This is a genomic window from Brachybacterium nesterenkovii (genome assembly GCF_900163655.1).
Classification (GTDB): Bacteria; Actinomycetota; Actinomycetes; order Actinomycetales; family Dermabacteraceae; genus Brachybacterium; species Brachybacterium nesterenkovii.
Genome location: NZ_FWFG01000025.1, coordinates 1 through 25844, shown reverse-complemented (window position 1 = coordinate 25844; position 25844 = coordinate 1). Strand labels below are relative to the sequence as shown.

The window sequence follows — 25844 nt, the reverse complement described above, 5'->3', positions numbered from 1 at the left end:
ACAGACGCATACACGGCGCGGCAGGAGGCACGGCATGGTCAATCCGTTCACCCCGGGGTTCGGGCGCTCCCCCGCCATCCTCGCGGGCCGCTCCGCCGCCCTCTCGGACTTCGACGCCGCGCTCCGCGGCGAGCTGCCCGAGCAGCGCGCGATGCTCATCTCGGGCGCCCGCGGGATCGGCAAGACCGTGCTGCTCTCCGAGTTCGAGGCGAAGGCCCGCGACGCCGCCTGGTCGCTCCTGCCCCTGCACACGGGCTCCTCTTCCCTCAGCGATGAGCTGCGGGCCACCGCCGTCGCACGGTTGCGCGAGCTGGACCCCGACGCCGTCGCCTCGCACCTCACCGGAGCCGGGGCGTCAGGGTTCTCGGCCAGCCGCTCCGTCACCGACCGCTACGCCGGCCAGGACGAGCCCCTCGGCGATCTGCTCGACCGCCTGGCCGCTCTCGCCGCCCGGGACGGCCACGGCGTGATGATCGCCCTGGACGAGGTGCAGTCGGTCGACCGCGCGCAGCTGCATGAGGTCTCCCAGCACATCCAGGACCTCATGCGCCGCCACGGGCAGGTCGTGTTCGTCGCGGCCGGCATCCGCTCCGGCGTCTCCAAGCTCCTCGATCACGAGAAGACCACGTTCCTGCGTCGCGCGCACCGGCTCGAGCTCGGGCCCGTCGACATCGGCACCGCCGCCGAGGCGATCCGCATGACCGTGGCCGACACCGAGCGCTCGATCACCCCCGAGGCGGCCGTGCGGGCGGGAGAGATCTCCCAGGGCTATCCGTACCTGATCCAGCTGGCCGGCTCGAAGGCCTGGCGCGCGGCGGGCGATGCGCCGACCATCGAGCTCGAGGACGTCCAGGGCACCCGCGACGCCGTGGTCGCCGAGATGATCCGCAACGTCCACGGGCCCGCGCTGCGGGACCTGAGCCCGCGCAAGCGCGACTACCTCGAGGCGATGCTCGAGGACGAGGGGCCCTCGAACGTGGGCGACATCGCGCGGCGCCTCGGCGTGGATCCGCGCTACCAGTCGACGTATCGCGAGCGGCTCATCGAGGACGATCTGATCGAGCCCGCCTCCCGGGGCTACGTGCGCCTGAGCCTCCCCTACCTGCGGGAGGCGCTCGAGGAGCGACGGCTGGGGCGCGCCGCGACGGACCTCGACAGCGGGCTGGACCGCACACGCACCCGGCCCGTCACCGACATCGCCCCGTCTCGGGCGCGCGGCCAGGAGACGCGTCGCAGCCGGTGAGGGGGCCGGCTCAGGCCCCGCAGGCGTGGGCCGCGGCGAGCTCGCGCAGCGCCGTGATCTCCGCGGCCGCATCGTCGGCGGAGTAGATCGCCGAGCCCGCGACGAACACGTCGGCGCCCGCCTCCGCGGCCAGCGCGATGGTCTCGCGCTTGATGCCGCCGTCCACCTGGATCGACAGCTCGAGGTTCGCGGCGCTGATGGCCTGCCGGGTGCGGCGGATCTTCGGCAGCATCGACTCGAGGAAGCTCTGGCCGCCGAAGCCGGGCTCGACGGTCATCACCAGGACCATGTCGAACTCGCCGAGGATGTCCAGCAGCGGCTCGACGGGGGTCGCCGGGCGCAGGCCCACCCCCACCTTCACCCCGGCCCGGCGCAGCTCGCGCGCCAGGCGCACGGGCGCGTTCGCGGCCTCGAGGTGGAAGGTCACAGACTCCGCTCCCGCCTCCGCGTAGGCCAGGGCCTCCCGGTCGGCGTTCTCGATCATGAGGTGCGCGTCCAGCGGGATCGGGCTGCGGCGCGCCATCTGCTCGACCATCGAAGGGCCGAACGTCAGGTTGGGCACGAAGTGGCCGTCCATGACGTCGATGTGGGCGCGGTCGGCGCCGGCGATGCGGTCCAGCTCCTCGCCGATCCGCATGAAGTCGCTGTTGAGGACACTGGGGTTGATCGCGGGGGTGCTCATCGGGCGGTCTCCTTCTCGGACGTGCCAGCTGCGGCGGGTCGCTTGCGCAGCAGGGCCAGGAACATGGCGTCGGTGCCGTGGACGTGGGGCCACAGCTGCACGGTGGGCCCCTCCCCCAGCTCGGTGTCGCGGGCCTCGGGCAGGAGCCCGGCGCGGACCGCGTCGCGCGCATCCAGCAGCTCGACGTCGTCGCGGCGGCGCATCACGTCCCGCACCACCAGGAGGGTCTCGGCCATGTGCGGGGAGCAGGTCACGTAGGCGACGACGCCGCCGTCGACGGTCGCGTCGAGGGCCGAGCCGAGCAGCTCGCGCTGGAGCACGCCCAGGTGGCCGATATCGCCGGGACTGCGCCGCCAGCGGGACTCAGGGCGCCGGCGCAGGGCGCCGAGGCCCGAGCAGGGGACGTCGGCGAGGACCCGGGAGAACGTCGCGGGCATGACGGCGCCGATCGTGCGCCCGTCGGCGGTGCGGGTCTCGATCTCGGCCCCGGCGTCGACGAGCGTCGCGACGGCGCGCTGGACCAGCTCGGTGCGGTGTGGCTGGACCTCGACGGCCAGCAGCTCCGCGTCGTGGTCGACGGTGAGGCCGCCCAGCAGGGCGGTCTTGCCGCCCGGGCCCGAGCACAGATCGAGCCAGCGCCCGGTCTCGGCCTCCACCAGCTCGTCGGCGCCCATCCCGAGCGCGAGCGCCATGAGCTGGGAGCCCTCGTCCTGGACGGCCGCGCGCCCCTCCTTGACGGGGTCGATGCCGCCCGGATCGCCCGAGGGCCAGGAGGCGGCGAACAGGGAGAGCTTCCCGCGGGAGGCACCGGTGTCGATGAGCTCCTCGAGGTCCGTGAGGCCCGGGCGCATCACGAGCGAGACGGACGGCGGGTCGTTCTGGGCGGCGAGCAGCGCGTCGAGCTCGGAGCGGTCGCGGCCGTGGGCGGCCAGGGCGTCGCGCAGGGCGCGCACCACCCACTCGGGATGGGAGTGGACGATCGCGAGGTGGCCGACCTCATCGGTCTCACGGGACGGGGCCACCTGCTCGAGCCACTGCTCGCGGGTGCGCTCGCCGATGCGGCGCAGCACCGCATTGACGAAGGAGGCGGCACCGGCGCCGGCGACCTTCCGGGCCAGACCCACGGTCTCGCTCGTCGCGGCGTGGGCGGCGACCTCCATGTCCAGCAGCTGGTAGGCGCCCAGGCGGAGGATGTCGAGGACGGCGGGCTCGACCTTCTCGAGCGGGCGGTCGACGCAGGCCTGGATGATCGCGTCGAGGCGGCCCTGGGCGCGCAGGGTCCCGTAGAACAGGCCGGTGGTGAAAGCGGCGTCGCGCCCATGCATGCGGTGGCGCCGCAGGATCTTGGGCAGCACCAGGTTCGCGTAGGCGTCGTCCTCGGCGACGGCCCGCATGGCCTCGTACGCCGCGAGGCGCGTGGGGGTCGCGGTGCGGGCGCGCTCGGCCGGGCGGGCCTCGGACCAGCCGCGGCGCGGACCGCCTTCGCCGCGGGCGCCGGAGCGCTGACGGCCGTGCTCGTCGCGGCCGCCCTGGCGGCGGTCGCCCGAACGGCTCTCGCCGCTGCGACGGGGGCGCTGCTCATCGCGGGGGGTCATCGGGTCTCCTCGGTCTCGTCGCTGAAGCGCTCATCGGGGTCGAGCGCCGCGCCGCGGGCCCAGTCGGCCGCGCGCATCGCCTTCTTGCCTGCGGGGGCGACGGTGCCGAGGGCCAGCGGCGTCGTCCCCGTGCCGACGAACAGAGCCTTCTTGGTCGCATGCAGCGCACCGGGGGCGAGGTCCCGGTCCTCGGGGGCGGGCCGGTCCTCCACGCCGAGCACCTTGAAGCGCTCGCCATGCAGGAGCGTCCAGGCTCCGGGGTGCGGGCTCATCCCGCGGATGTGGGCGCTCACGCGCTCGGCCGGGAGGCTCCAGTCGATGCGGGCCTCCGCGGTGGAGAGCTTGGCCGCATGGGTCGCACCGTCCGAGGGCTGGGGCGTGAAGGTCGCGGTGCCGTCCTCGATCGCGTCGAGGGCGCGCACCAGCAGCTCGGCGCCCTGGACCGCGAGGCGATCCAGCAGCTCGCCCGCCGTCTCGGTCGTGCCGATGGGCGTGGACTCCTGGAGCACGACGTCCCCGGTATCGAGGCCCTCGTCGAGGCGGAACGCGGTCAGGCCGGCCTCCGCGTCGCCCGCGAGGACGGAGCGCTGGGCGGGGGCGGCGCCGCGCCAGCGCGGCAGCGTCGAGAAGTGCAGGTTGATCCAGCCGTGGGTCGGGATCGCGAGCGCGGCCGGGGGCACGAGCGCGCCGTAGGCGACGACGGGCGCGGCATCGGGCGCCAGCTCGCGCAGCCGCTCCAGCAGCGCGGGATCGCGCAGCGTCGTCGGGGTGAGGACCGGCACGCCCGCCTCCTCGGCGACGACGCGCACGGGGCTCGGCGTCAGGCGGCGGCCGCGGCCGGTCGGGGCATCGGGGCGGGTGAGCACGGCGACCACCTCGTGGCGGCTGGCGAGCAGCGCGCGCAGGGACGGGACGGCGGCCTCGGGGGTTCCGGCGAAGATCAGACGCATGGTGCACCCATCGTAGTCGGGCGTCTGCTCAGAACACGTCGGGCGGGTCGACGCGCATGCGCAGGCGCCCCGTGGCCTTGCGGGCGCTGCGGGAGGCGACCGCGGCGCGCAGGGCGGCCAGCAGCTCCTTCGAGCGCGCCGCCTCGATGCGGACGACGGCGCGTGCGGCGATGCGGTCGCCGTCGGGCACGTCGTCGACCGGCCCGAACACCTGCGTGCCGTCGGGCAGCTCCGCATCGGCGAGGAAGGCCCGCACGGCCTCGCGGTCCCCCGTGACCTCGGCGACCTTGGCGAAGGGCGGCAGGTCGAGGGCGCGGCGGTCGGCGAGCACGCGGTCGAGGAAGGCGCGGGAGCGGTGGGCCACGAGGTCCCGGATCGCGGGCAGCGTCGCGGTGCCGACCACCAGCACCTCGCCCCTGGCGTCCGCGGGCCGTACGAGCGCGATCGCGTTGTCCCAGCGCCGCACGGCCTCGGTGTCCGCGTCGTAGGCGGCGCGGGCGAGCATCGCGTCGGCGTCCAGCAGCAGCGCGGCCGCGTATCCGCCGGCGGGCACGGGCTCGGCGCCGGGGGTCGCGACGACGATCGCGCCGTCGGGCACATCGTCGTCGGCGACCGGGCCGTGGGCGCCGCCCGCGACGCGGAACGGGGCGTCGGGGAAGGCGCGCCGCAGCTCCTCCGCGGTGCGGGAGGAGCCGACGACGACGGCACGGACCTGCGTGCGGTCGCACTCGGGGCAGCGGTAGCCGTCCTCGCGGCGACCGCAGACGCGGCAGACGAGGGGGCCGGTGCGCCCGGCGAGCGACAGCGGCGCCGCGCAGGTGGGGCACGTGCAGCGGGTGCCGCAGAAGGAGCAGGAGACGGCCGGGACGTAGCCCGAGCGCGGGACCTGGACGAGCACGGGGCCGCGGGCGATGCCCGTGCGGATCACGCGCATCGCCTCGCTGGGCAGGCGCGAGCGGCCCGAGGCGCCCTCGCGCTCGCGCAGGAAGTCGTCCATGGCACGGATGTGCGGGCGCACTGAGGTGATCGGCGCCGGGGCCGGCTCGAGCATGCGCAGGTAGCCGTGATCGGCCAGGGCGGTCTCGACGACCGAGCGCGCATGCGAGAGCAGGAGCAGGGCCGCGCGCTCCTCGGCGCTGCGGCACTGCAGGATCGTCAGCGCATGCGGGTAGGGCGCTCGGGGTTCGATGAGCAGGTCGTCGGCCTCGTCCCACAGGATCATCAGCGCGAGGTCGCGGACCGGCGCGAAGGCGGCCGAGCGGGTGCCGACCACTACACGCGAGGCACCGCGCAGGATCCGCAGGAACGCGCGGTAGCGCTTCTCGGGGCCGTCGGCGCTGCCGAGGACCTCATGGTCGATGCCGCGCTGCGCGAGCGCGGCGGAGATCCGCTGGACGTCGCGCTGATCGGGGGCGACGAGCAGGGCGCCTCGGTCCGGGTCGAGGGCCTCGATCGCGTCCGCGGCCATGGTCGTCCAGAAGTGGGCGGGCTCGAGGACGAGGCCGGCGCGGGGAACCGGGCCGTCGGCGGCGCCGGCCCGCGCCAGCAGGGCGGGCAGGCCGATGTACCGGGCCAGGCGCTCGTCCCGCGCGGACGCCGGATCCGGAGCGGGCTCGGCCGACTCGGGGGCGCCCCGCTCGGCATCAGCCTCGTCCCCGACCGACGCGCGCGCCGCCACAGACTCATCAACAGCGGAGTCATCGGCCGAGGCCTCTGACTGTTCGACCCCTTCCGCCGCCTCGGCCTCCTTCGCGGCCGCGGCCCGATCGGCCTTCTCGGCGCGGGCGTGCCGCGGCGGCAGGGCCAGGCGCAGGACGTCCCCGACGGTCCCGGCGCAGCGCTCGGCGACGTCCGCGCAGACGCGCAGCATGGCCGGGGAGATCACCACGTCCTCGGAGACCAGGCGGCGCAGCGGCGCGAGCGGCCGGTCGGTCGTCGGCAGTGCCCGCCGCGCCAGGACCACGCCGTCCATCTCCTGCCCGGCGAAGCGCACCTTGACCCGCATGCCCGGCCCCGCGGCGGCGGTCTCGGCCGTCACCGCGTACTCGAAGGGACGGTCCAGATGGGGCAGGGGACCGATCAGCCGCACCTCGGCGACCGGGTCCGTCGGGGCGAGCGGGAAGCCCGCGGTGGTGCGGAACGGGCGCTCGCCCGCGCCGCCCGGCGCGCCGGCTTGCGCGCCAGCGCCGCCGGGATCGGCGCCGTCCGGGGACGCGGCAGGGCCCGGAGGCGCCTCGAAGAGGCCCTCCTGGCCCTGTGCGGTCATGCTGGGAGCAGACGGGTGCGGCTCAGCGACGGCGGACGTCGACGAGGTCGCACACGAAGATGAGGGACTCCCCCGGGGCGATGACCGGCGGGGCACCGTGGTCGCCGTAGGCCATATGCGCGGGGATCTCGAGGCGGCGACGGCCGCCGACCTTCATGCCCTGGACGCCCTGGTCCCAGCCGGCGATGACCTGGCCGACGCCCAGCTGGAAGCGCAGCGGCTCGCCGCGGTTCCACGAGGCGTCGAACTCCTCGCCGCTGGAGTGGGAGACGCCGACGTAGTGGACGTCGACGACATCGCCGCGCCCGGCCTCCTCGCCGTCGCCGACGACCTCGTCGACGATCACGAGCTCGGTGGGCGCGGCGCCCTCGGGCATGTCGATCTCGGGCTTGGTGCGGTCCATGGGGACTCCTCCGGTGGTGGTGGACGTGGGGGTGATGCGGATGCTGCGGGTCAGGCGGCGGGGGCCTTGACGGCGCCCAGGATATCGGCGACGAAGATCAGGGTCTCGCCCGCGAGCTCGCTCTGCGACTGCCCGGCCTCGCCGTACGCCTCCGCGGGCGGGATGACCAGCAGGACCTGGCTGCCCACCGTCTTCCCCGTCAGCGGCACGTCCCAGCCCTGGATCACCTGGTTCTGCCCGAGGGTGAAGGAGAACGGCTCGCCGCGGTCCCAGGACGAGTCGAACTGGCTGCCGTCGGACAGCTTCCACCCGGTGTAGTGCATGGCGAGGGTGTCGCCCTCGGCGGTCTGCTCGCCCTCGCCCTGGATCGTCACCGTCGCGACGGTGGTCGACGGCGCCGGGGTGGTGGGCGTCCCGGACAGCTGCGGCGCCCCGTTCTCGGCGAGGGTGAACTGCGGCTGATCGGCCGGGGTCGGCTGCGGGGTCCCCGTGGCGCGGGGCAGGGCCTTGGAGACGATGTCCGAGACCTGCACGACCTGGTACGACTTCCCCTGGGAATCCGTGACCTGGCCCAGCATCGCGATGCGGGAGCCGACCGTCGCCGTGGTCAGGAAGGACACGGCCTCCTGGCCGTTGGACTCCACCGACACCGCGAGGAACTCCGCCGGCGCGCCCTGCCAGGAGGACTGCAGGACCTCTCCGCTGGTCGCATCGATGTAGGCCGTGTGCATCCCCAGCGCGTCGCCCTCGGCGATGGCCTCGCCGTCCCCCGGAGTGATGATCTTCGCCTCCGGTGCCGAGAACGACAGCGGTGCGTCGAAGGTGACCGTCGGCTCCGCGCCGAACGCCCCCTTCACGGTCACTGTGTCGAGGACTCCTCCCCCGCTCGCACCGCCGTCGGATGCGGCGCCGTCCGACGCGCCGGAGGCGCCCGAGGTGTCGTCGGCGCCGCAGGCGGCGAGGCCCGCCGCCCCGGCGGCGGCGAGGACGGAGGCGAGCAGGGTACGACGTCGCATGGAGATGCGCCTTTCTGTGGTCGATGCCGGGCCAGCCTACGGACCGTCCCTGACGGACGAGCAGTGCGGGTCGCGCAGCGCGGGCTGAGCAGTGCGGGCGGAGCCGCCCGGGGTCAGGCGCCGGCGGCGCGGATCTCGGCCAGCAGGCGCTCGACCGCCGCGTTCTCGGTCTCGAAGGGGTCGAGGATCTGCACCGGCATCGCACCCTGGCGCGAGAGCCGCAGCGTGGTCCAGTCGACGACGTGGTCCACGCCCGCCTCCTGGGCGGCCGTGACCACCTGGCCGCGCAGATGGGCGCGGGTGGTGGTCGGGGCGGTCGTGCGCGCGGCCTCGATCCGCTCCTCGGGCAGGATGCTCGGCGCCTGCCCTCGGCGCTGCAGCGCGAAGAACAGCCCCGCACCGCGGTCGATGTCGTGGTAGGCCATCTCGAGGCGCTGGATCTGCGGGGAGTCGAGAGCCAGACCGTGGCGCTGCGCGGCCCCCGTCAGGAGGCGCTCCTTGATGGCCCAGTCGAGATGCGTGGCCGCCCACGAGCGGTCGCCGGTCTCCACCGCGTCGAGCGCGCGGTCCCAGGTCTCGAGCACTTCCGCGTCGGCGTCGTCGGCCACGCGCTCGACCTGGGCGCGGAAGCGCCGCTGGATCTCCAGCGCGGTCAGCGTCCGGCCGTCCTCGAGGGCGACGGGCGCCTGCCCCGTCAGGTCCCGGGAGACCGCGCGGATCGCCGTGATCGGATCCTGCAGGCGCAGGTCGTCCAGGCTGCGGCCGGACTCGATGAGCCGCAGCACGAGGTCGGTGGTCGCGAAGCGCAGATGCGTGGAGACCTCAGACATCGTCGAATCGCCGACGATCACGTGCAGGCGGCGGAAACGGGTCGGATCCCCGTGGGGCTCATCGCGCGTGTTGATGATCGGGCGCGTGCGGGTGGTGGCCGAGGACACGGCCTCCCACATCTGGTCGCTGCGGCGCGAGAACACGAAGCGCGCCGCGCCGCCCTCCTCGGTGACGACGCCGCCGGAGCCGGTGATGATCTGCCGCGTCACGAGGAAAGGCAGCAGGTGCTGGGGCAGGCGGGTGAACTCGCCGCGGCGGTCCACCAGGTAGTTCTCGTGGCTGCCGAAGGAGTTGCCGGCGGAGTCCTCGTTGTTCTTGATGAGGTGGATCCGGGCGTCCTCGCCGCGCTCGCGGAAGGCGACGTTCGCCTGGTCGACGAGGTCGGCGAGCACGCGCTCGCCCGCCCGGTCCTGGGCCACGAGGTCCCACCAGTCGTCGCACTCGGCGGTCGCGTATTCGGGGTGGCTGCCCACGTCCAGGTACAGTCGCGCGGCGTTGCGCAGGAAGACGTTCGAGGAGCGCCCCATCGCGACGACGGGGCGGAACAGCTCCCGGGCGGCGGCCTCCGGCTCGAGGGCGCGCGAGCCGTCGGCCCGCACGCACACGAGGCCGAGCTCGGTCTCCAGTCCTCCGACGCGGCGCCTCATCGGCTCACTCGCCGCCCTTCTGCACGAAGGAGCGAACGAAGGTCTCCGCGTTGGTCTCCAGGACGGCGTCGATCTCGTCGAGGAGATCGTCGCTGCCCTGCACGGAGGCGAAGGTCTGGCCGCCCTGGGCGGTGGGGTCCTCGGCGCTGTCGTCCTCGCCGTGGCCGGGGCCGGTGACGAACTGCTGGGTCATGTCGGGTCCTCCTCAGGGGACGGGGTGGTCGGTGCGGGTCGGTGGCGGTCGGGCGGTCAGAGCCGGCGGAGCGCCGCGAGGACGTCCTCCGGGTCCGCGTGCGGGTCGATGCCGCGCTCGGCGCACCACGGCGCGCTGCCGATCGCGGGGTCGGCCAGGCGGATGCGGGCCCCGCCGTTCTCGCCGGCGAGGGTGATGACGTCCCAGCCGGCGGAGTCGACGTGGGCGGGATGGGCGCCGATGAGGGCGCCCCGCAGGTGGGCGCGGGTCGAGCGCGGCGGCGCGGTGACGGCCTCGGCCGCCTCGGCCTCGGTCACGAGCGTGCGGACGCGCCCCGCCGCCCGCAGCTTCGCGTACAGGCTGCGCTCGGGCCGCAGGTCCGCGAACTGCAGGTCGATCATCTGCAGGCGCGGATCGGCCCAGTCCAGGCCGTGGCGAGCGCGGTAGGTCTCCAGCAGGGACAGCTTGGCGGCCCACTCGACGCGGTCGGCGGCCAGCGCCGGGTCGCGCTCGAGGAGGTCCAGCAGCTCGAGCCACTGACCGATGACGTCGGCGGTCTCCGCATCGGACATGTCGGCGACGGCGGCGATCGCCTCGGCGTGCGCGCGCTGGATCTGCAGGGCCGTCAGCTGCTCCCCGTCGCGGGTGGGGACCGTGGCCCGCAGCGTCGGATCGTGGCTGATCGCGTGGACCGCGGCGACGGGATCGGCCAGCTCGATCCGCGGCAGGATCTCCTCCCCGGTCCGGTGCTCGGCCTCGAGCGCCGCGAGCACGAGGCTGGTCATGCCGAGCTTGAGGTAGGTGGCGCTCTCCAGCTGGGTGGCGTCGCCGATGATCACGTGCAGGCGCCGGTGCAGCCGGGCGTCCGCATGCGGCTCATCGCGGGAGTTCACGATGGGCCGGTTCAGCGTGGTCTCGAGGCCGACGACGTTCTCGAAGAAGTCGGCGCGCGAGGAGATCTGGAAGCCGGGCTCCTGGCCGTGGGTCCCCCGGCCCACGCGGCCGCTGCCGGTGATGACGCAGCGGGACGCGAAGAACGGGACGAGGGCCTCGACGACGCGGTCGAAGGGGATGTCGCGGGCGAGCAGGTAGTTCTCGTGGGTGCCGTAGCTCGCGCCCTTGGAGTCGGTGTTGTTCTTGTACAGCACCACCGAGGGGACGCCGTCGACGGCATCGAGGCGGCGCATCGCCTCCTGCGCCACGAGCTCCCCGGCGCGGTCGACCAGCACGCCCTCGCGCGCGGTCATCACCTCGGGAGAGGAGTACTCGGGATGGGCGTGGTCGACGTACCAGCGGGCGCCGTTGCTCAGCACCGCGTTGCCGATCGAGCGGCGCACGGCCCACTCCAGGATCGCGGCGTCGTCCCCCTCGGGGGCGCGCTCGGAGGCCTGGACGGGCGCGTCGGCGTCGACGCTGGGGACGTCGAGCATCGGCACGTGGGCATCACGGACCTCGTCGGTCAGCTGCGAGGGGTGCGCCGCGGCGCGGGTGATCTCGAAGCCGCGAGCATCCCGCAGCGGCGTCTCGTCGCCGTAGTCCCAGCGGACGCGGCGGCCGCGGCGCGCGGGGTCCTCGTCGAGCAGGGCGACGGAGGCGACCGTCAGGTGGCTGAGCATGATCGCCGAGGAGGCGCCGCCCTGCATGCGCTGGCGGGCGTCGGCGTGCAGCACCCCGAACTCGGTCTCGATGCCCATCGGGCGCCGGGTGGTCACGCCGGCCGTCATCGCAGCATCCGTCATCGCAGCATCCCCTCCTGGTCGTGCTGGTCATGCGTGGTCGTCGTCGCGAGGCCCTCGGGGCCCTGCAGGCCGCGCAGGGGCGTGACCTGCTCGACCCGGCGTCCGCGGCGCCCGGAGATGCGGGCCCAGTCATCGGGGTGGGCGCCCGAGGGGAGGTCCTCGTTCTCCGCGGACTCGGCGGCGATGGCCGCGAGGACGTGTTCGCGGGAGATCCCCGGCACGCCCGTGGCGAGGAAATCCTTGACCGCGTTCTTCTTGGCGCGGTCGACGATGTTGCGCAGCGAGGCGCCGGAGACGAAGTCCCGCAGGTGCAGGGTCTCGCTGGATCCGTCGGAGTAGTCCAGGCGCACGAACTCGGTCGACGGCCCCTCGGCGTACAGGGTGTCCACGGCGAGGTCGAGCAGGGCCTCGCGGTCCTCGCGCAGCGGTACCTCGCCGTCGAGATGGATCGCGAGGATCTCCCGCGCGGCCTGTGCATCGGGGCGGCGGATGCGGATCTTCACGTCCAGGCGCCCGGGGCGCAGGATCGCGGGGTCGATCATGTCCTCGCGGTTGGAGGCGCCGATAACGATCACGTTCTCGAGCGACTCGACGCCGTCGATCTCCGCGAGCAGCTGCGGGACGATCGTCGTCTCGACGTCGCTCGAGACGCCCGTCCCGCGGGTGCGGAACAGGGACTCCATCTCGTCGAAGAACACGACGACGGGGCTGCCGGCGCTCGCCCGCTCCCGGGCCCGCTCGAACACGAGGCGGATCGAGCGCTCGGTCTCGCCCACGTACTTGTTCAGCAGCTCTGGGCCCTTGACGTTGAGGAAGAACGCATCGCGCAGGGCGTCGTCCGCGTCGATGCCGCGCGCCTCCGCCGAGCGCAGGGCGAGCTCGTGGGCGACCGCCTTGGCGATCATCGTCTTGCCGCATCCGGGCGGGCCGTACAGCAGCACTCCCTTGGGGGGCCGCAGCCCGTACTCGCGGTAGAGGTCCTGGTGGAGGAAGGGCAGCTCGACGGCGTCGCGGATGGTCTCGATCTGGTCGGCGAGGCCGCCGATCTGCGCGAAGGACGTGTCGGGCACCTGCTCGAGGACGAGGTCGGTGATCTCCGCGCGCTCGACCTGCTCGAGGACCAGCTGGGCCTTGAGGTCGACGAGCACGTGATCGCCGGCGTGCAGCGGGACGTCGGCCAGGGCCCCGGAGCGGCGCAGCACGCGCTGGTCATCGGTGGTCACCTGCACCAGCACGCGGGCATCGGGCAGGTCCTCGAGGACGGTCACCAGGCTCCCGGCGTCCTGGCGCGGGGCGGGCTCGACCACGATGAGGGACTCGTTCAGGCGCAGCTCGTCGCCGGGCGCCAGCGCCTCGAGGTCGAGGTCGGCGCTCGTGGCCAGGCGCAGGCGGCGCCCGTTGTGGAGCACGTCCACCGTGGTGCCCTCGGCACGGCGCAGGAACGTCGCGTACGAGTTGGGCGGATCGCCGATGCGCTCGAGATCCGACTTCATCTGCACGATCTGCGCCCGGGCCGCGCGCAGGCTCGTGACCAGGCGGTCGTTCTGGGCCGCGAGCTTCTCGAGCTCGGTGGCCATGTCCTGGTAGGTCTTCACGCCTCTCCTTCCCGCCGCCGGTGAGGGCGGCTGCGGGGCCTCAGCGGTCCCGGCCCTGGCGGATGTCCCGCAGCGCGCGCTTGATCTTGCGGGGCGCGACGCCGCGCTCGCCGAGGTCGTCCGCGGTCCACGTCGTCTCCGAGCCGCCGAAGCCGTCGTTGTCGGGATGGCTGAGCTCGGCGGCGTCCTGCGAGCCGGGCGCCGGGCGTCGCACCCGGCGCAGGGCCTCGACGCCGTGGGCGGTGCGGCGCGCCGTCAGCAGGAAGCCGGTGTGGGCGTTCATGCGGTGCTCCGGGCGCACGGCCAGGCCCTCGAGGTGCCAGGGCCGCACGAAGGACTCCCAGGCGTAGGGCTCGGTGAACTCGCCGTGGTCGCGCAGTGCCTCCGCGGTGCGCGAGAGCTGGGTGACGGTCGCGACGTAGGCGAGGAACACGCCGCCGGAGACCAGCGCGGTCGCGGCGGCGTCGACGCACTCCCACGGGGCGAGCATGTCGAGCACGACGCGGTCGGCGCAGGGCCCGTCGGCGGCGAGCTCGAGCGCGCGCTCCTGGAAGTCGCCGATCGACAGGGTCCACGCCGGGTGGGGAGCGCCGAAATAGGTCTCGACGTTCTCGCGCGCGACGCCCGCGAAGTCCTCGCGGCGCTCGATCGAGTGGACGGATCCCTCGGGTCCGACCGCGCGCAGCAGGGCGGTGGTCAGGCCGCCGGAGCCGACGCCGGCCTCGAGCACGCGGGCCCCGGGGAAGATGTCCCCCCACATGAGGATCTGCGCGGAGTCCTTGGGGTAGATGATCGCGGCGCCGCGCGGCATCGACAGCATGTAGTCGCTGTAGAGCGGGCGCAGCGCCTGGTAGGCGGTGCCGTGGGAGTCCTCGACCACGGTGCCGTCCTCGGCGCCGATGAGATCGTCGTGGCGCAGCACGCCGCGGTGGCTGTGGAACTGCCCGCCCTCCTTGAGGGTGATCGTGTGCAGGCGGTTCTTGGCGTCGGCCAGCTGGACCTTGTCCCCCGCGATGAAGGGACCGGTGCGGTCCAGGCGGGGCCCTGCGGCATCGCCGCGGGCGACGGCGGCGTCCTCGAGGAGGCCGTCCGGGCGGGCCGCGGGCAGGTCGGGGGTCTGGTCGGTCATGCGCTCAAGTCTAGGTGCGGGACCGGCGGCCCCGTTCAGGCGGTCCGCGGGCGGGACGAGAGGCGCAGGGCGGAGGCGAGGTCGGCGGCCTCGAGCAGGCCGACGGGGGCACCGGCCGCATCGACCAGCACGCAGACAGCGTCCGGGCGGGCGCTCAGCAGCGCCGCGGCCTGCTCGCCGTCCGCGTCGACGCGCAGGGTGACGAGGGGGCCGAGAGGCAGGCTGACCGCGCTGAGCGGAGTGCTGGCGCGCAGCGCCGCCGGGACCGCCGCGCAGGCCCCCGGATCGGGGCGGTGGGCCGTGCCGCCCTCGCCCACGACGATGACCGCGGCCTCGCCGCGACCGGCCAGATGATCGAGGGCCGGGTCGAGCATCGATACGGGCTCGTCCGCCCGCAGGAGGCGGACGGGGCGCGCCAGGCGCGCGGGCTCGAGGCGGCGCGCCCGGTGCCGGGCCGTCGCCCCGCGCAGCGCCGAGGTCGCCCCCTGCCAGAGGGTGCCCGCGATGAGGAGGGCCCAGATGAGCAGCAGCGCGTCGAGGCCGTCGGCCCCGCGGAGCATCCGCAGCAGCGGCACGGCGATGATCACGATCGCGATCGCGCGCCCGATCCACGCGGTCGCGATGGTGCCGAGCGAGCGGTCGCGCAGGACCGCTCCCAGCAGCGCCTCGACCGCGCGTCCGCCGTCCATCGGCAGCCCCGGCAGCAGGTTGAAGACGGCCAGTCCCAGGTTGAGCGTGGCGATGTAGAAGCAGCAGGCCGCGAGGGCGGGGTGCTGGGCGGCGTCCGGGGCGAGCGCACGGGCCGCGAGCGCGATGAGGGCGTTGGTCGCCGGGCCCACGAGGGAGATGACGATCGAGGGGACGGTGGCCGCGCTGCGCGCCCGGTACTGGGTGTGCCCGCCCCACAGCGTGAGCGCGATGTGGTCGACCTGGCCCCCGAAGGCCCGGGCGGCGAGGGCGTGAGCGACCTCGTGCAGCAGCACCGAGGCGATGACGGACAGCCCGATCGCGAGCGCGAGCAGCACGGCGCCGGTCCCGGATGCGGCCCCGCTCGCGACCAGGTTCGGATGGACCAGGACGGCCAGGAGCACGACGGTCAGCAGTGTCCCGCCCGAGACCCGCACCGGGGGCAGCAGGCCGCGTCGGGCAGGGGCAGGGCTCATGTCCGCGGAGAGTACCCTGAGCGGGATGACGAAGCCCGAGAACCCCTCCGTCGGCGCCCCCCAGCGCGTGCGGCGCCGGATCGCCGTGGCCGCGTTCGGCGGCTGGAACGACGCGGGCGAAGCCGCCACCGGCGCCGTCGAGCACCTGCTGCACGCCTGGCCGCACCGCCGTCTGCGGACCGTCTCCTCCGAGGACTACGTCGACTTCCAGGTCAACCGTCCCGAGCTCGTCATCGACGACCACGGGCGCCGCGCGCTCACCTGGCCCGACACGACCATCGATCTGGTCTCGCCCCCGAGCGGCCCCGAGATCGTGCTGATCAGCGGCCCCGAGCCGTCGATCCGCTGGCGCGCCTTCAGCGCCGAGATACTCGCGGTGCTCTCGGACGCGGGCGTCGGGACGCTGGTGACGCTCGGCTCGATGCTGGCCGACGCCCCGCACTCCCGGCCCCTCCCCGTGTCCGTGAGCGTGCAGGAGACGCCGTACGAGCCGGCGCCGCCGAACTCCTACGAGGGGCCCGTCGGGATCCCCTCGGTGCTGGGACAGGCCGCGGTCGAGGCCGGCCTCCGCCTCGTCTCCGCGTGGGTGCAGGTGCCCCACTACGTGTCCCAGAACCCGTCGCCGAAGGCCGTGCTCGCACTCGTGCGCGCTGTGCAGGAGCAGCTCACGGCCGTCGTGCCCCTCCACGATCTCGAGGAGGAGGCCGCGGCGTGGCAGCGCGGCGTCGATGAGCTGGCGCGCACGGATCCGGACGTGGCCGACTACGTGGCCCAGCTGGAGCGCGCCCAGGACGCCGCCGAGCTCCCGGCGGCCACGGGCGACGCGATCGCCGAGGAGTTCGAGCGCTTCCTGCGGCGGCGCCGCGACGAGGACTGAGGGCTCACCGCCACCCGCCTCGCGTCGCGGGAGCGCCGCGGGGGCGCGTGCTCAGGCGCGCAGCGCGATCCCGAAGAGGGCGTCGACGGCCGCCGCCACGTCATCGGGGGCCTCGCCGCCGCTGCTCTGCGCGGTGACGCCATCGGTCGACGGGGACTCGCCCGCCGCCCAGGCGTCCAGCACCGCGAGGGCACGGGGCGTGTCGAGGTCGTCCGCCAGGGCGGCGCGCAGGGCGGCGACGACGGCGGCGTCGCGGGGACGCTCCGCGAGGGTCGCGCGGTAAGCGGCGAGGCGGTCGCGGGCGGTCGAGAGCTCGGCGTCGGTCCACTCCCAGTCGCTGCGGTAGTGATGGGCCATGAGCACCAGGCGCACGGCCATCGGGTCCTCGCCGGCGGCCACCAGGCGCGAGACGAACACGAGGTTGCCCAGCGACTTGCTCATCTTCACGCCCTGGTAGGCCACCATCCCGACGTGCGGGTAGCAGGCGGCGAAGCCCTCGCCGAGCGCCGCCGCATGCGAGGCGCTCATGTCGTGGTGCGGGAAGATCAGGTCGCGCCCGCCGGTCTGGACGTCGAAGGGCAGGCCCAGGGCGCCCTCGGAGATCGTCACGCACTCCACGTGCCAGCCGGGCCGGCCCGCACCGACGACGTCGGCCTCCCAGGAGGGCTCGCCGTCACGGGCGGCGCGCCACAGCAGCGGGTCGAAGGGGTCGCGCTTGCCGGGTCGCTCGGGGTCGCCGCCCCGGTCCGCGAAGACCTCCATCATCTGCTCGCGGGTCCAGCCGCTGACCTCGCCGAGGGTGCCGTCCGCGGAGAGGTCGAGGTACCAGTCGTCCCCCTCAGCGTCGTCCGTGGGCACCTGGTAGGCGCGGCCGCGGTCGACGATGCGGGTGACGGTGGAGATGATCCGCTCCATCGCCTCGGACACCGACTCGTACGTCTCCGGGGCGATGATCCGCAGCGCCGCCATATCGCCGGCGAACAGGGCAGACTGGTCGGCGGCGAGCTCGCGCCAGTCGACGCCGTCGCGGTCCGCGCGCTCGAGCAGCGGATCGTCGACGTCGGTGACGTTCTGGGCGACGCTCGCCTCGATCCCGGCGTCGAGGAAGGCGCGGCGCATCAGGTCCGCCGCGTGGTAGGTCGCGGCGTGCCCCAGGTGCGTCGAGTCGTACGGGGTGATGCCGCAGACGTAGATGCGGGCACGGCCCTCCTCGAGCGGCACGATCTCGCGCACCGCGCCCGCGCGCGTGTCGTGCAGGCGCGGCAGGCGCCCGGAGGCGGGGAGGGGGGCGATGGTCGGGGACGTCCAGCTCTTCACGCCGCGATCATATGCGGGGCCGCTGACCGTCGAAGCGGCGCGGCGACGCCGTCGGGGCGCATCCGGCCCTGCCGACGCCTCGGGTCCTCCCCACGCTCGGTCCGCCGCACGCGCCTGGTCCTGCCCGGACGCACGACGGGCCCCGTCCGCGCTCGGCGAACGGAACCCGTCACGGATCGGGCAGGAGCGCCGGGGCTGTCAGGCCTCGTCGTCCGTGTCGTCGTCCTCGTCGTCGAAGTCCTCATCGAGGTCGTCATCGTCGTCGAGGTCGTCGAAATCCTCGAAGTCGTCGTCATCGTCCTCGTCGTCCTCGTCGTCCTCGAGGTCCTCCCCGTCGAACACGATGAGCGGGGTGGCCACGTCGTAGGCGTCGAAGAGCGCGTCGTCGTAGGCGTCGAAGGCGGTGGTCAGCTGGTCGGTGGCGGCGTCCAGGGCGGGGTCGTCATCGCCACGCGAGGCGGCGGCCGCCTCGTAGTGGCGCTCGAGGGCGGCGATCAGAGCGGCGAGGGCTTGGCGCGGATCCGTGTTCATGGTGGGAACCTACCGCGTCCGGGCGCACAATGGACACCTTCTTCCCGCCCCCAGGACAGGAGACGCCGCACATGCCCCTCGCACGACCGCCCCGGCCCGCCCAGGTCCAGCATCTCGTCGCCCCCGTCGGGGTCCGCGACCTGCCGGTCGAGAAGGGCCGCAGGCCCGAGGACTACGAGTTCCAGATCATGACGATCCCCCGCCGAGAGTCGATCGCGTCGGTGCGCCAGGAGCTCACCGACCGCGCCGAGTACGGGCGGTGGGAGCTGGCCCGCACGCGGATCTTCCTGGGCGGCGACAAGAAGGTGTGGCTGCGCCGCCGCATCACCCGTGTGGTCTCGACGCTGCACGGGCCGATCGACGCCTGACGCCCCGCCTCCCTGCAGCGCCTCTACACGTGCCTGTCCACAGTCCGTGACGGCCACGACCCCGCGCCGGACCGCATCTGCTTCAATCGCGGCGTGACCGCCCTCCCGTCCCTCGCCGTCGGTGCGCTCGCCGTGGCCTACCTGCCGCTGGCGCTCGCGCTGTCGATCACGGACGTCCGAGAGCACCGCCTGCCCAATCGCCTGGTCGCGGCCCTGACCGCCGCCGTCGGCCTGGTCCTCCTGGCGACCGCGGCGACGGTCCCCGCGGCGCGGTCGCTGTGCCTCGGGGCGCTCGCGCTCGCCCTCCTCGTCGGGCTCCTCGGCATCGCCGTGGCCCTGCTGGCACCGGATCTGCTGGGCATGGGCGACGCGAAGACGGCGCCGGCCGTGGCGGCGGTCGCCTGCGCGCTGGGCTGGGAAGTACTGCTAGGGGCGCTCCTGGGGTGCGTGCTGCTGGGCGGCGCGGTGGCCGCGGCCGTGATGATCCGCAGCCGCAGCGCACGGACCCGCATGGCCTACGGTCCCGTCCTGCTCTCCTCTCCCCTGCTGGGCCTGCTGCTCGCCCCCGTCGTCCGCGCGGCGCTGGGCGTCTGACAGCACCGCCGCGCCCCTCGGCTGCGATCAGCGCAGGCCCTCGCCGGATCGGCTCGCGCGAGGGAGCGGCAGGCGGCACACTATGACTGACAGCACACAGGGGGTCCCGCTGCGCCGCCCGGCGCCGCCCAGCCGGTTCCGTCCGCACCGCGGAAGAGCCGCGTCCCGCTCATCCTCGGCGGCTCCTGCGGCTGCCTCGTGATCGCCGCGCTCGGCCTGCTGGTCCTGGCGCTGATCCTCGGCGTCATGGGCTTCATCCACCTGCCCTTCGGACTGGGCGGCCACGGCGAGGTCGTCCAGCCCCCGCCGAGCACGAGCAGCAGCGCCCCGGCGACCACCGACCCGATGAGCACCGACCCGGTGACCGCCGGCCCCGCTCCGACCACGACGGATCCCGCCCCCACGACGCCCGCGGTCTCGCCCGAGGACGACGCCGCCGCGCGCCAGCGCTATCTCGAGTACTTCCAGGCGCTCGCCGCGGGTGACCCGAACGCGGTGTGCACCTTCTACGCGGACCCGATCGCCGACGCCCCCATCACGATCGATGCCGGGTGGACCCAGGACTGCGTGAACGGCACGCAGGACTCGCTGGACACCGCCGATATGGACCAGCTGCGCTCCAATGTCGACGCCATGACCGTGGACTCGTTCCTCACCGCGCCGCGGGACGACGGCTCGATCGACATCGGCATCGCGGACCTCTCGGACCCCCAGCGCATGATCAAGTGCAGCGACGGCCAGTGGTACCTCGAACGCCCCTGATCCGATGCGGCCCCGTGCCCGTGCCCGTGATCGGGCGGTCGGGTGCGCCGTCCGCCTCCTGGCCGTTCGCCGTGTCACACCCGCCACCGGACCGTGTCCGCCACCCGCGCGGTGCTCGCGGGGGTAGCGTGACGGCGTGATCGAACAGGCCGCTCCCGCCCCCGACCAGCCCGAGATCGACGCCGCAGCCTCTCCCGGCGGCCCCGACGGCCCGGGCTCCGCGCCCGGCGCAGCCGCCGCACGGCCCCTCGGCTTCGACCGCCAGCGGTACATCGACCTGCAGTCCCGCCACATCCAGGAGCGGCGCGAGCAGATCGGCGGCAAGCTCTATCTGGAGATGGGCGGCAAGCTGTTCGACGATCTGCACGCCTCCCGCGTTCTGCCCGGCTTCACCCCGGACAACAAGATCGCGATGCTCGAGCGCCTGCGCGACGAGCTCGAGATCCTCATCTGCATCAACGCCAAGGACCTCGAGCGGCACAAGGTCCGCGCCGACCTCGGGATCTCCTATGAGGACGACGTCCTGCGCCTGGTCGACGTGTTCCGCGAGCGCGGCTTCCTCGTCGAGCACGTGGTGCTCACCCAGCTCGTGGAGTCCAATCACCTGGCTCTCGCCTTCCGCGACCGACTCGAGCGCCTGGGGCTGAAGGTCGCCTGCCACGGGGTGATCCCCGGGTATCCGCACGACATCGACCGGATCGTCTCCGAGCAGGGCCTCGGCGCCAACGACTGGTCCGAGACGAGCCGGGACCTGATCGTCGTCACCGCGCCCGGCCCGGGGTCCGGCAAGCTGGCGACCTGCCTGTCGCAGATCTACCACGACCACCGGCGCGGGATCCCGGCCGGCTACGCGAAATTCGAGACGTTCCCGATCTGGGACCTGCCGCTCGAGCACCCCGTGAACCTCGCCTACGAAGCCGCGACCGCGGATCTGGATGACGTGAACCTCATCGACCCGTACCACCTCGCGGCGTACGGCCAGCAGGTGACCAGCTACAACCGCGACGTCGAGGTCTTCCCGCTGCTGACGACCATGCTCGAGCGCCTCACGGGGGCCTCGCCGTACCGCTCCCCCACCGACATGGGCGTGAACATGGCCGGGCGCGGGATCATCGACGATGCCGTGTGCCGCGAGGCCGCCCGCCAGGAGATCATCCGCCGCTACTGCAAGGCGCGCATGGACGAGCGCATCCACGACCTCGACGAGACCATCTCGCAGCGGGTCGCGATCGTCATGTCCAAGGCGGGCTGCCGCCTCGAGGACCGCTCCGTCGTGGCGCCGGCGCTTGCGGTGGAGGCCGCGACCGAGCAGCCCGGGTCGGCGCTCGAGCTGGCCGACGGCACGATTGTCACCGGCAAGACGTCGCCCCTGCTGGGGTGCTCCGCGGCGATGCTGCTCAACGCGCTCAAGCACCTCGCCGGGATCGAGGGCTCGGTGCATCTGCTCTCGCCGGAGTCGATCGAGCCGATCCAGACGCTCAAGACCCGCTACCTGGGCTCGCGCAATCCGCGCCTTCACACCGACGAGGTGCTCATCGCCCTGTCGGTGTCCGCGGCGACCGACGAGAACGCCCGGCGAGCCGTGGCGCAGCTGCCGAGCCTGCGGGGCTGCGACGCGCACACGACGACGATCCTGGGCACCGTGGACGAGGGGATCTTCCGTCAGCTGGGGATGCAGGTGACCTCCGAGCCGCGCTTCCAGCGCAAGGCGCTGTACCGCAAGCGCTGAGCCGAGAGGGGGCATCGAGGGTGAGCGCACGCGTCGCGCTGCTGCGCGGGATCAACGTCGGAAAGGCCAAGCGGGTGCCGATGGCGGAGCTGCGTGCCCTGGCCGGATCGCTCGGGTTCGCCGACGCCAGGACGCATCTGCAGTCCGGGAACCTCGTCTATACCTCGGGCGCGACGGCCGGGGAGGATCGGGACCGCTTCGCCACGGCGCTCGAGGAGCGCTTCGGCTTCGCGATCGACGTCGTGATCGTCGACGGGGCGCGCCTCGCCGAGGTCCTCGCGGTGCACCCCTTCGCCGACGGCGATCCGAAGCGCGTGCACGTGGGCTACGGCTCGGGGCCCCTGCCGGAGTCGCTCGTGAACGATCTGAGGGCGCTGGCCCGGGAGGGCGAGCGCTTCGCCGTCGACGGTGACGGCGATGTGCTGTTCGCCGACTTCACCCAGGGCGTCCACGACTCGCGCGCGGCGACGGCGCTCCCCCGCCTCGTGCGCCCGGGCTTCATCACGCTGCGCAACCTCGCGACGGTGCGGGCGGTCGCGGACATGGTCGGATGACGGCCCGCTTCAGGTGACGTCCGGCGCGGGCCGAGGTCGCGAAAACGCACCTGATCGCCGCGCGAGACACGCGAAACGCACCGCCACGGCGGCTCGTTTCGTGTGTTTCGCCGTAGGGCGCCCGCGACGGCGGGCCGGGCAGGGCATGTTCCGGGGCCGCCGCCGTCCCGCTGCGCTTCACCGCCGATCACCCCTTGACCCTGCGGATCGAGATCGTCAACCTGACGGGCCGGCCGAGCACGAACCGCGCCATGGCGGCCCCGTCCACCTCCTGGGGGACGATCGGCGACCAGGGCTTCGACTCCACGACCGGGACGCACACCTACCTCTGGACGTTCTCCGGAGACATCCCCGCCTACGGGACCGGGGACAACGAGGCCGACATGTGGCTGCATTGGCAGGACGGGCTCGACCCGTTCAACCCCCGCCTCACCGACGAGGTGCGCGTGACGCCGCTGACCTCGAACACGACGCTGCCGCCGACGCTCGCCTCGATCGCGCTCGCGTCGGGCCAGGCTCGCCTGTGCCAGGGCTACTACGACGCCAAGGTCGCGCAGTTCAACCAGGTGGCCAAGCCCATCACGTTCTCCGCGGACGGCTCCACGAACAGCGGATCGGCCGATCGCTACGGGGACCAGACCGTGGCCCTCGACGAGCTCGTCCGCTCGAGCGTGATCGGCGACTTCCGGCCGGCTGGCGCCGGCGACGGCATCTACTGACGCCGGGCACTGCGTCGTCCCCTTCGCGCCGCGTACCGACACCGGCCGGTCCGCCACTGCCGCGGGCTTCGGAGACGACGCGACCCGCCGCGAGCAGAGCGCTCGGGCGGGTCGCATCGTCACGCGAGCGGGGCCCAGATCAGATGAGCCCGTACTCCTCCAGGAGCTCGCCCACCTCGCCCTTGTCGAGGCGACCCAGGATGCGCTTGCGCAGCGCGGCGGGGCCGGGGACGTTTATCTTCTTCCCGTCGCGCATGCGGGTCGTCGCGTCCAGCAGGTCGCGCACGTCGTACGTGCTGCCCCAGGTCTCCGGCACGCCGCGCTCGACGTCCGTGAGCTGGTAGACGGCCTCCATGCCGGTGCGCACGGAGTACTCGGTGGTGAAGATGGTGTCCCGGCCGGTCTCCGCGAACTGTCCCAGGAACGCGAAGTTTTTGGCGCCCTCCGGGACCACGAGCGGACGGTCCCCCGCGTGGCGCGGCAGGAAGAAGCTCGTGACGTACGGCATCATCACCGGCACGCACTTGGCGCCGGCGGCCGCGAGCTCCTCGATCTCGTCCTCGGGCACGCCCATCTGGTAGAGCCACTCCTGGGTGATCTCCTCACCGGTGCACTCGGACATCGTCTTCTTGACGTAAGCGCCGGGGGTGTCCACGAACAGGCCGTAGACCCACACGACGATCTGGTCCTTCGGCTGCTTCTTGAAGTGCGGCTGGCGGTTGACCGTCCAGCTCATCAGCCACGGCGAGTCCTCGGCGGTGACGATGCCGCCGGTGACCACCCGGCCGCTGAACGGATTGCGCTGGCAGATCTTCTCGATGTAGGCGGGGATGCGCTCGTCCAGGGTGGTGACGGTGGCGGACTCCCACTTGGTCTTGTCGATCGAGGAGCAGAACACCTCGGGACGGCCGAAGGACGGATCCTTCTTCGCGAGCCGCTTCCAGAACTCCCAGGCGGGAGCGGGACCCGTGTTCAGGCGGGCCGGGGTGGCGTGGTCGCCCTCGTCGGAGTTGTCGACGAGCGACCCGATGGTCATGAGCACCAGGTCGTGCTCGCCGAGCTCGATGTCCTCCTCGGCTCCCTCGCGCACGGTGTGCACGGTGGTCGCACGGATGGTGCCGCCGCGGTGGGCGAAGTCCACGTCCGTCACCTCGGTCGAGGGCTGGAAGACCACGCCCTGGTCTCCGAGGTACTTCATGAGCGGCAGCACGAACGACTCGTACTGGTTGTACTTGCTGAACTTCAGGGCGCTGAAATCCGGAAGACCGCCGATGTGGTGGACGAAGCGGTGCAGGTACAGCTTGAACTCCAGCGCGCTGTGCCACTCCTCGAAGGCGAACATCGTGCGCCAGTACATCCAGAACGGCGAGTCCAGGAACTCGCGCCCCATCACCTCGTCGATCCGCTTGCCCTCCATCTCCTCCCGCGTGGCGAGGAAGACGCGCAACAGGTCCTTCTGCGCCTTCTTCGGCAGGTCGAACCGGCCTTCGTGACCGGCATCCCGCCCCTGCTCCACCGTGGCGCGTCGCAGCGAATAGTTCGGATCGTCCTTGTTGAGCCAGTAGAACTCGTCGAGCACCGAGGCGCCCTCGATCTCGAGCGAGGGGACCGAGCGCATCATGTCCCACAGGCATTCCATATGGTTCTCCAGCTCGCGGCCGCCGCGGATCACGAACCCCTTCTCGGGGACGTCGAGCCCGTCGAGCGCGCCGCCCGCGATGGCGCTCTTCTCCAGGATCGTCACGTTCTTGCCCGGGACGCCCGCGTCCCGCACGAGGAAGACCGCGGCCGCGAGGCCCGCGAGGCCGCCGCCGACGATCCAGGCGTGCATGCTCTCGGCGTGCTCGGCCGGTCGGGGTCGCGCGAACGCCTCGTAGTTGCCTGCTGTGTGCTGCATGACTGCTCCTCTCCTCCGACATGCTCGGGACGGCTCGTCGTGAGCCGGCCCGCCGGGTTCTCTGACCCTGCCACATACATGAGTCTACTCATTTTTGAGCGGACTACAATGTCCGTCATGGACATGAGCTCGCACCAGGAGCTGGCGTCGGTCGGACCCGAGAGCTCACGACGCGCACGGAGGACGCGATGAGAGAGCAGGCGCAGACGCGCTCGCCGAGCACGGGCCATGGCCCGTCGGAATCCTCGCTCTCATCGAGCTCCCCACCCCGAGGGCGGCGCGAGAGAGCCAAGGCGGACAAGCGCGCCCGGATCCTCGCGGCCGCCCGGGAGCTGTTCCGCGACCGGGGGTACGAGGGCACATCCATGAGCGAGGTCGCGCGGAGGGCCGACGTCGCGGCGGGCACCGTGTTCCAGTACGCGGCCACGAAGACCGAGCTGCTGATGATGGTCACGGCATCGCTGTGGCCAACGCTCGCCGTCGCCGGCGAGGGAGATCGGACGGAGACGGCCGGATCCGCTGAGGACACCGGGAGCGGCGAGAGGATCCTCGGGCTCATCGACCCGTTCCTCGACGTGGTGCGGAGCTACCCGGAGCAGACGACGTGGGTGGCTCGCGAGATCCTCTTCGGCGACCAGGGGCCGCACCGTGCGGAGGTGCTGGCCCGGGTCGAGGAACTGGAGACGACGATCGCGGGGCACCTGGCGCAGGCACCTCGCCCGGGGGGCGACGATGAGCACGCGCTGGCGGCGCATCCGACAGCGATGCTCGGTGCGCGACTGCTCGTGACCGGCGTCCTCGCCGAGGTCAACCGCGCCCGTCAGGGCCGCACCCAGGCGGGCGAGCTCACGGACCGGGTCCGACGCATCGTCGCGCTCGTGCACCACGGGGTCGAGGACGGGGCCTGACCCTTGTTCGTGGACACGCTGATTCCAGCATTGGCTGGGGAAGCGAGATCATGAACCATGGCCAGAAAGAACTACTCCGAGGAGTTCCGCCGGCAGGCGGTCGACCTGTATGAGTCGACTCCGGGAGCGACGCTCC

Annotated in this window: 24 protein-coding genes; 9 read left to right on the top strand and 15 right to left on the bottom strand. The window is 73.2% G+C overall.

All coding sequences use genetic code 11. The annotated features are described in order from the left end of the window. Positions 1-34 precede the first annotated feature (34 nt). A complete protein-coding gene (locus tag FM110_RS02790; protein WP_087102457.1) occupies positions 35-1243 on the top strand; it encodes an AAA family ATPase in 1209 nt (402 codons plus the stop codon). Between the two features lie 10 nt (positions 1244-1253). Here FM110_RS02790 and rpe read toward each other — a convergent pair whose 3' ends face one another. From rpe to FM110_RS02730, 12 genes are all read right to left on the bottom strand, one after another. Then, entirely contained in the window at positions 1254-1925 is a 672-nt protein-coding gene (gene rpe, locus FM110_RS02785) for a ribulose-phosphate 3-epimerase (protein ID WP_087102455.1), read from the bottom strand. Beyond that, positions 1922-3520: an RsmB/NOP family class I SAM-dependent RNA methyltransferase gene (locus FM110_RS02780; RefSeq protein ID WP_087102453.1), complete on the bottom strand. Its 1599-nt coding sequence runs from the start codon at positions 3518-3520 to the stop codon at positions 1922-1924. The genes rpe and FM110_RS02780 overlap by 4 nt, the downstream gene beginning before the upstream one ends. Further along, positions 3517-4470 carry a methionyl-tRNA formyltransferase gene (fmt, locus tag FM110_RS02775; RefSeq protein ID WP_087102451.1) on the bottom strand — a complete coding sequence of 318 codons (954 nt, stop codon included), beginning with the start codon at positions 4468-4470 and terminating at the stop codon, positions 3517-3519. Before fmt ends, FM110_RS02780 begins: the two co-directional genes overlap by 4 nt. Before the next feature lie 28 nt (positions 4471-4498). Beyond that, the gene (locus FM110_RS02770) at positions 4499-6736 is read right to left on the bottom strand and encodes a primosomal protein N' family DNA-binding protein (protein WP_159457957.1); all 2238 of its coding nucleotides are present in this window, start codon (positions 6734-6736) and stop codon (positions 4499-4501) included. Between the two features lie 22 nt (positions 6737-6758). Next, entirely contained in the window at positions 6759-7139 is a 381-nt protein-coding gene (locus tag FM110_RS02765; protein ID WP_087102449.1) for an FKBP-type peptidyl-prolyl cis-trans isomerase, read from the bottom strand. Positions 7140-7189: 50 nt separating this feature from the next. Then, the gene (locus FM110_RS02760; RefSeq protein ID WP_087102447.1) at positions 7190-8155 is read right to left on the bottom strand and encodes an FKBP-type peptidyl-prolyl cis-trans isomerase; all 966 of its coding nucleotides are present in this window, start codon (positions 8153-8155) and stop codon (positions 7190-7192) included. A gap of 113 nt (positions 8156-8268) precedes the next feature. Continuing rightward, the gene (gene pafA / locus FM110_RS02755) at positions 8269-9633 is read right to left on the bottom strand and encodes a Pup--protein ligase (RefSeq protein WP_087102445.1); all 1365 of its coding nucleotides are present in this window, start codon (positions 9631-9633) and stop codon (positions 8269-8271) included. Between the two features lie 4 nt (positions 9634-9637). After that, positions 9638-9826 (bottom strand): ubiquitin-like protein Pup, encoded by a 189-nt coding sequence (locus FM110_RS02750; protein ID WP_087102443.1) that lies wholly within the window; start codon positions 9824-9826, stop codon positions 9638-9640. A gap of 56 nt (positions 9827-9882) precedes the next feature. Beyond that, positions 9883-11565 carry a depupylase/deamidase Dop gene (dop, locus tag FM110_RS02745; protein ID WP_087102442.1) on the bottom strand — a complete coding sequence of 561 codons (1683 nt, stop codon included), beginning with the start codon at positions 11563-11565 and terminating at the stop codon, positions 9883-9885. After that, complete coding sequence (gene arc / locus FM110_RS02740) at positions 11562-13160, bottom strand: proteasome ATPase (RefSeq protein ID WP_087102438.1); 1599 nt, start codon at positions 13158-13160, stop codon at positions 11562-11564. Before arc ends, dop begins: the two co-directional genes overlap by 4 nt. A 40-nt stretch (positions 13161-13200) precedes the next feature. After that, a complete protein-coding gene (locus tag FM110_RS02735; protein WP_087102436.1) occupies positions 13201-14289 on the bottom strand; it encodes a tRNA (adenine-N1)-methyltransferase in 1089 nt (362 codons plus the stop codon). A gap of 35 nt (positions 14290-14324) precedes the next feature. Next, entirely contained in the window at positions 14325-15452 is a 1128-nt protein-coding gene (locus FM110_RS02730; RefSeq protein WP_087102489.1) for a M50 family metallopeptidase, read from the bottom strand. 25 nt (positions 15453-15477) lie between these two features. Between FM110_RS02730 and FM110_RS02725 the strand changes: the two genes are divergently transcribed. Next, positions 15478-16329: a PAC2 family protein gene (locus tag FM110_RS02725; RefSeq protein WP_087102434.1), complete on the top strand. Its 852-nt coding sequence runs from the start codon at positions 15478-15480 to the stop codon at positions 16327-16329. Positions 16330-16380: 51 nt separating this feature from the next. Here the strand turns inward: FM110_RS02725 and mshC are convergent, their stop codons facing one another. Further along, a complete protein-coding gene (mshC, locus tag FM110_RS02720; protein WP_087102432.1) occupies positions 16381-17646 on the bottom strand; it encodes a cysteine--1-D-myo-inosityl 2-amino-2-deoxy-alpha-D-glucopyranoside ligase in 1266 nt (421 codons plus the stop codon). Positions 17647-17844: 198 nt separating this feature from the next. Then, the gene (locus FM110_RS14230; RefSeq protein WP_200810151.1) at positions 17845-18177 is read right to left on the bottom strand and encodes a DNA primase; all 333 of its coding nucleotides are present in this window, start codon (positions 18175-18177) and stop codon (positions 17845-17847) included. Positions 18178-18248: 71 nt separating this feature from the next. On the opposite strand from FM110_RS14230, the gene FM110_RS02710 reads away from it, so the two are divergent. From FM110_RS02710 to FM110_RS02685, 6 genes are all read left to right on the top strand, one after another. Beyond that, the gene (locus FM110_RS02710; RefSeq protein ID WP_087102428.1) at positions 18249-18545 is read left to right on the top strand and encodes a DUF5703 family protein; all 297 of its coding nucleotides are present in this window, start codon (positions 18249-18251) and stop codon (positions 18543-18545) included. Positions 18546-18638: 93 nt separating this feature from the next. Further along, a complete protein-coding gene (locus FM110_RS02705) occupies positions 18639-19139 on the top strand; it encodes a prepilin peptidase (protein ID WP_087102426.1) in 501 nt (166 codons plus the stop codon). A gap of 198 nt (positions 19140-19337) precedes the next feature. Then, positions 19338-19901: a hypothetical protein gene (locus FM110_RS02700; protein WP_087102424.1), complete on the top strand. Its 564-nt coding sequence runs from the start codon at positions 19338-19340 to the stop codon at positions 19899-19901. Positions 19902-20076: 175 nt separating this feature from the next. Beyond that, positions 20077-21630 (top strand): DUF1846 domain-containing protein, encoded by a 1554-nt coding sequence (locus FM110_RS02695; RefSeq protein ID WP_087102487.1) that lies wholly within the window; start codon positions 20077-20079, stop codon positions 21628-21630. 20 nt (positions 21631-21650) lie between these two features. After that, the gene (locus FM110_RS14045) at positions 21651-22184 is read left to right on the top strand and encodes a DUF1697 domain-containing protein (protein ID WP_159457956.1); all 534 of its coding nucleotides are present in this window, start codon (positions 21651-21653) and stop codon (positions 22182-22184) included. A 194-nt stretch (positions 22185-22378) separates the two neighbouring features. Further along, positions 22379-22903, top strand: coding sequence for a hypothetical protein (locus FM110_RS02685; protein ID WP_087102420.1), 525 nt, complete (start codon positions 22379-22381; stop codon positions 22901-22903). Positions 22904-23042: 139 nt separating this feature from the next. Here FM110_RS02685 and FM110_RS02680 read toward each other — a convergent pair whose 3' ends face one another. Further along, positions 23043-24800: an oleate hydratase gene (locus tag FM110_RS02680; RefSeq protein WP_087102418.1), complete on the bottom strand. Its 1758-nt coding sequence runs from the start codon at positions 24798-24800 to the stop codon at positions 23043-23045. A 188-nt stretch (positions 24801-24988) separates the two neighbouring features. Here FM110_RS02680 and FM110_RS02675 point away from each other — a divergent pair, with 188 nt between their 5' ends. Continuing rightward, the gene (locus FM110_RS02675) at positions 24989-25708 is read left to right on the top strand and encodes a TetR/AcrR family transcriptional regulator (RefSeq protein WP_087102416.1); all 720 of its coding nucleotides are present in this window, start codon (positions 24989-24991) and stop codon (positions 25706-25708) included. The last annotated feature ends 136 nt before the right edge of the window (positions 25709-25844 follow it).

Bases quoted from the DNA above. Each gene is read 5' to 3' on its own strand.
- FM110_RS02790 (WP_087102457.1), top strand. From the start codon at position 35: ATGGTCAATCCGTTCACCCCGGGGTTCGGGCGCTCCCCCGCCATCCTC.
- rpe (WP_087102455.1), bottom strand. From the start codon at position 1,925: ATGAGCACCCCCGCGATCAACCCCAGTGTCCTCAACAGCGACTTCATG.
- FM110_RS02780 (WP_087102453.1), bottom strand. From the start codon at position 3,520: ATGACCCCCCGCGATGAGCAGCGCCCCCGTCGCAGCGGCGAGAGCCGT.
- fmt (WP_087102451.1), bottom strand. From the start codon at position 4,470: ATGCGTCTGATCTTCGCCGGAACCCCCGAGGCCGCCGTCCCGTCCCTG.
- FM110_RS02770 (WP_159457957.1), bottom strand. From the start codon at position 6,736: ATGACCGCACAGGGCCAGGAGGGCCTCTTCGAGGCGCCTCCGGGCCCT.
- FM110_RS02765 (WP_087102449.1), bottom strand. From the start codon at position 7,139: ATGGACCGCACCAAGCCCGAGATCGACATGCCCGAGGGCGCCGCGCCC.
- FM110_RS02760 (WP_087102447.1), bottom strand. From the start codon at position 8,155: ATGCGACGTCGTACCCTGCTCGCCTCCGTCCTCGCCGCCGCCGGGGCG.
- pafA (WP_087102445.1), bottom strand. From the start codon at position 9,633: ATGAGGCGCCGCGTCGGAGGACTGGAGACCGAGCTCGGCCTCGTGTGC.
- FM110_RS02750 (WP_087102443.1), bottom strand. From the start codon at position 9,826: ATGACCCAGCAGTTCGTCACCGGCCCCGGCCACGGCGAGGACGACAGC.
- dop (WP_087102442.1), bottom strand. From the start codon at position 11,565: ATGACGGATGCTGCGATGACGGCCGGCGTGACCACCCGGCGCCCGATG.
- FM110_RS02735 (WP_087102436.1), bottom strand. From the start codon at position 14,289: ATGACCGACCAGACCCCCGACCTGCCCGCGGCCCGCCCGGACGGCCTC.
- FM110_RS02730 (WP_087102489.1), bottom strand. From the start codon at position 15,452: ATGAGCCCTGCCCCTGCCCGACGCGGCCTGCTGCCCCCGGTGCGGGTC.
- FM110_RS02725 (WP_087102434.1), top strand. From the start codon at position 15,478: ATGACGAAGCCCGAGAACCCCTCCGTCGGCGCCCCCCAGCGCGTGCGG.
- FM110_RS14230 (WP_200810151.1), bottom strand. From the start codon at position 18,177: ATGAACACGGATCCGCGCCAAGCCCTCGCCGCTCTGATCGCCGCCCTC.
- FM110_RS02710 (WP_087102428.1), top strand. From the start codon at position 18,249: ATGCCCCTCGCACGACCGCCCCGGCCCGCCCAGGTCCAGCATCTCGTC.
- FM110_RS02680 (WP_087102418.1), bottom strand. From the start codon at position 24,800: ATGCAGCACACAGCAGGCAACTACGAGGCGTTCGCGCGACCCCGACCG.
- FM110_RS02675 (WP_087102416.1), top strand. From the start codon at position 24,989: ATGAGAGAGCAGGCGCAGACGCGCTCGCCGAGCACGGGCCATGGCCCG.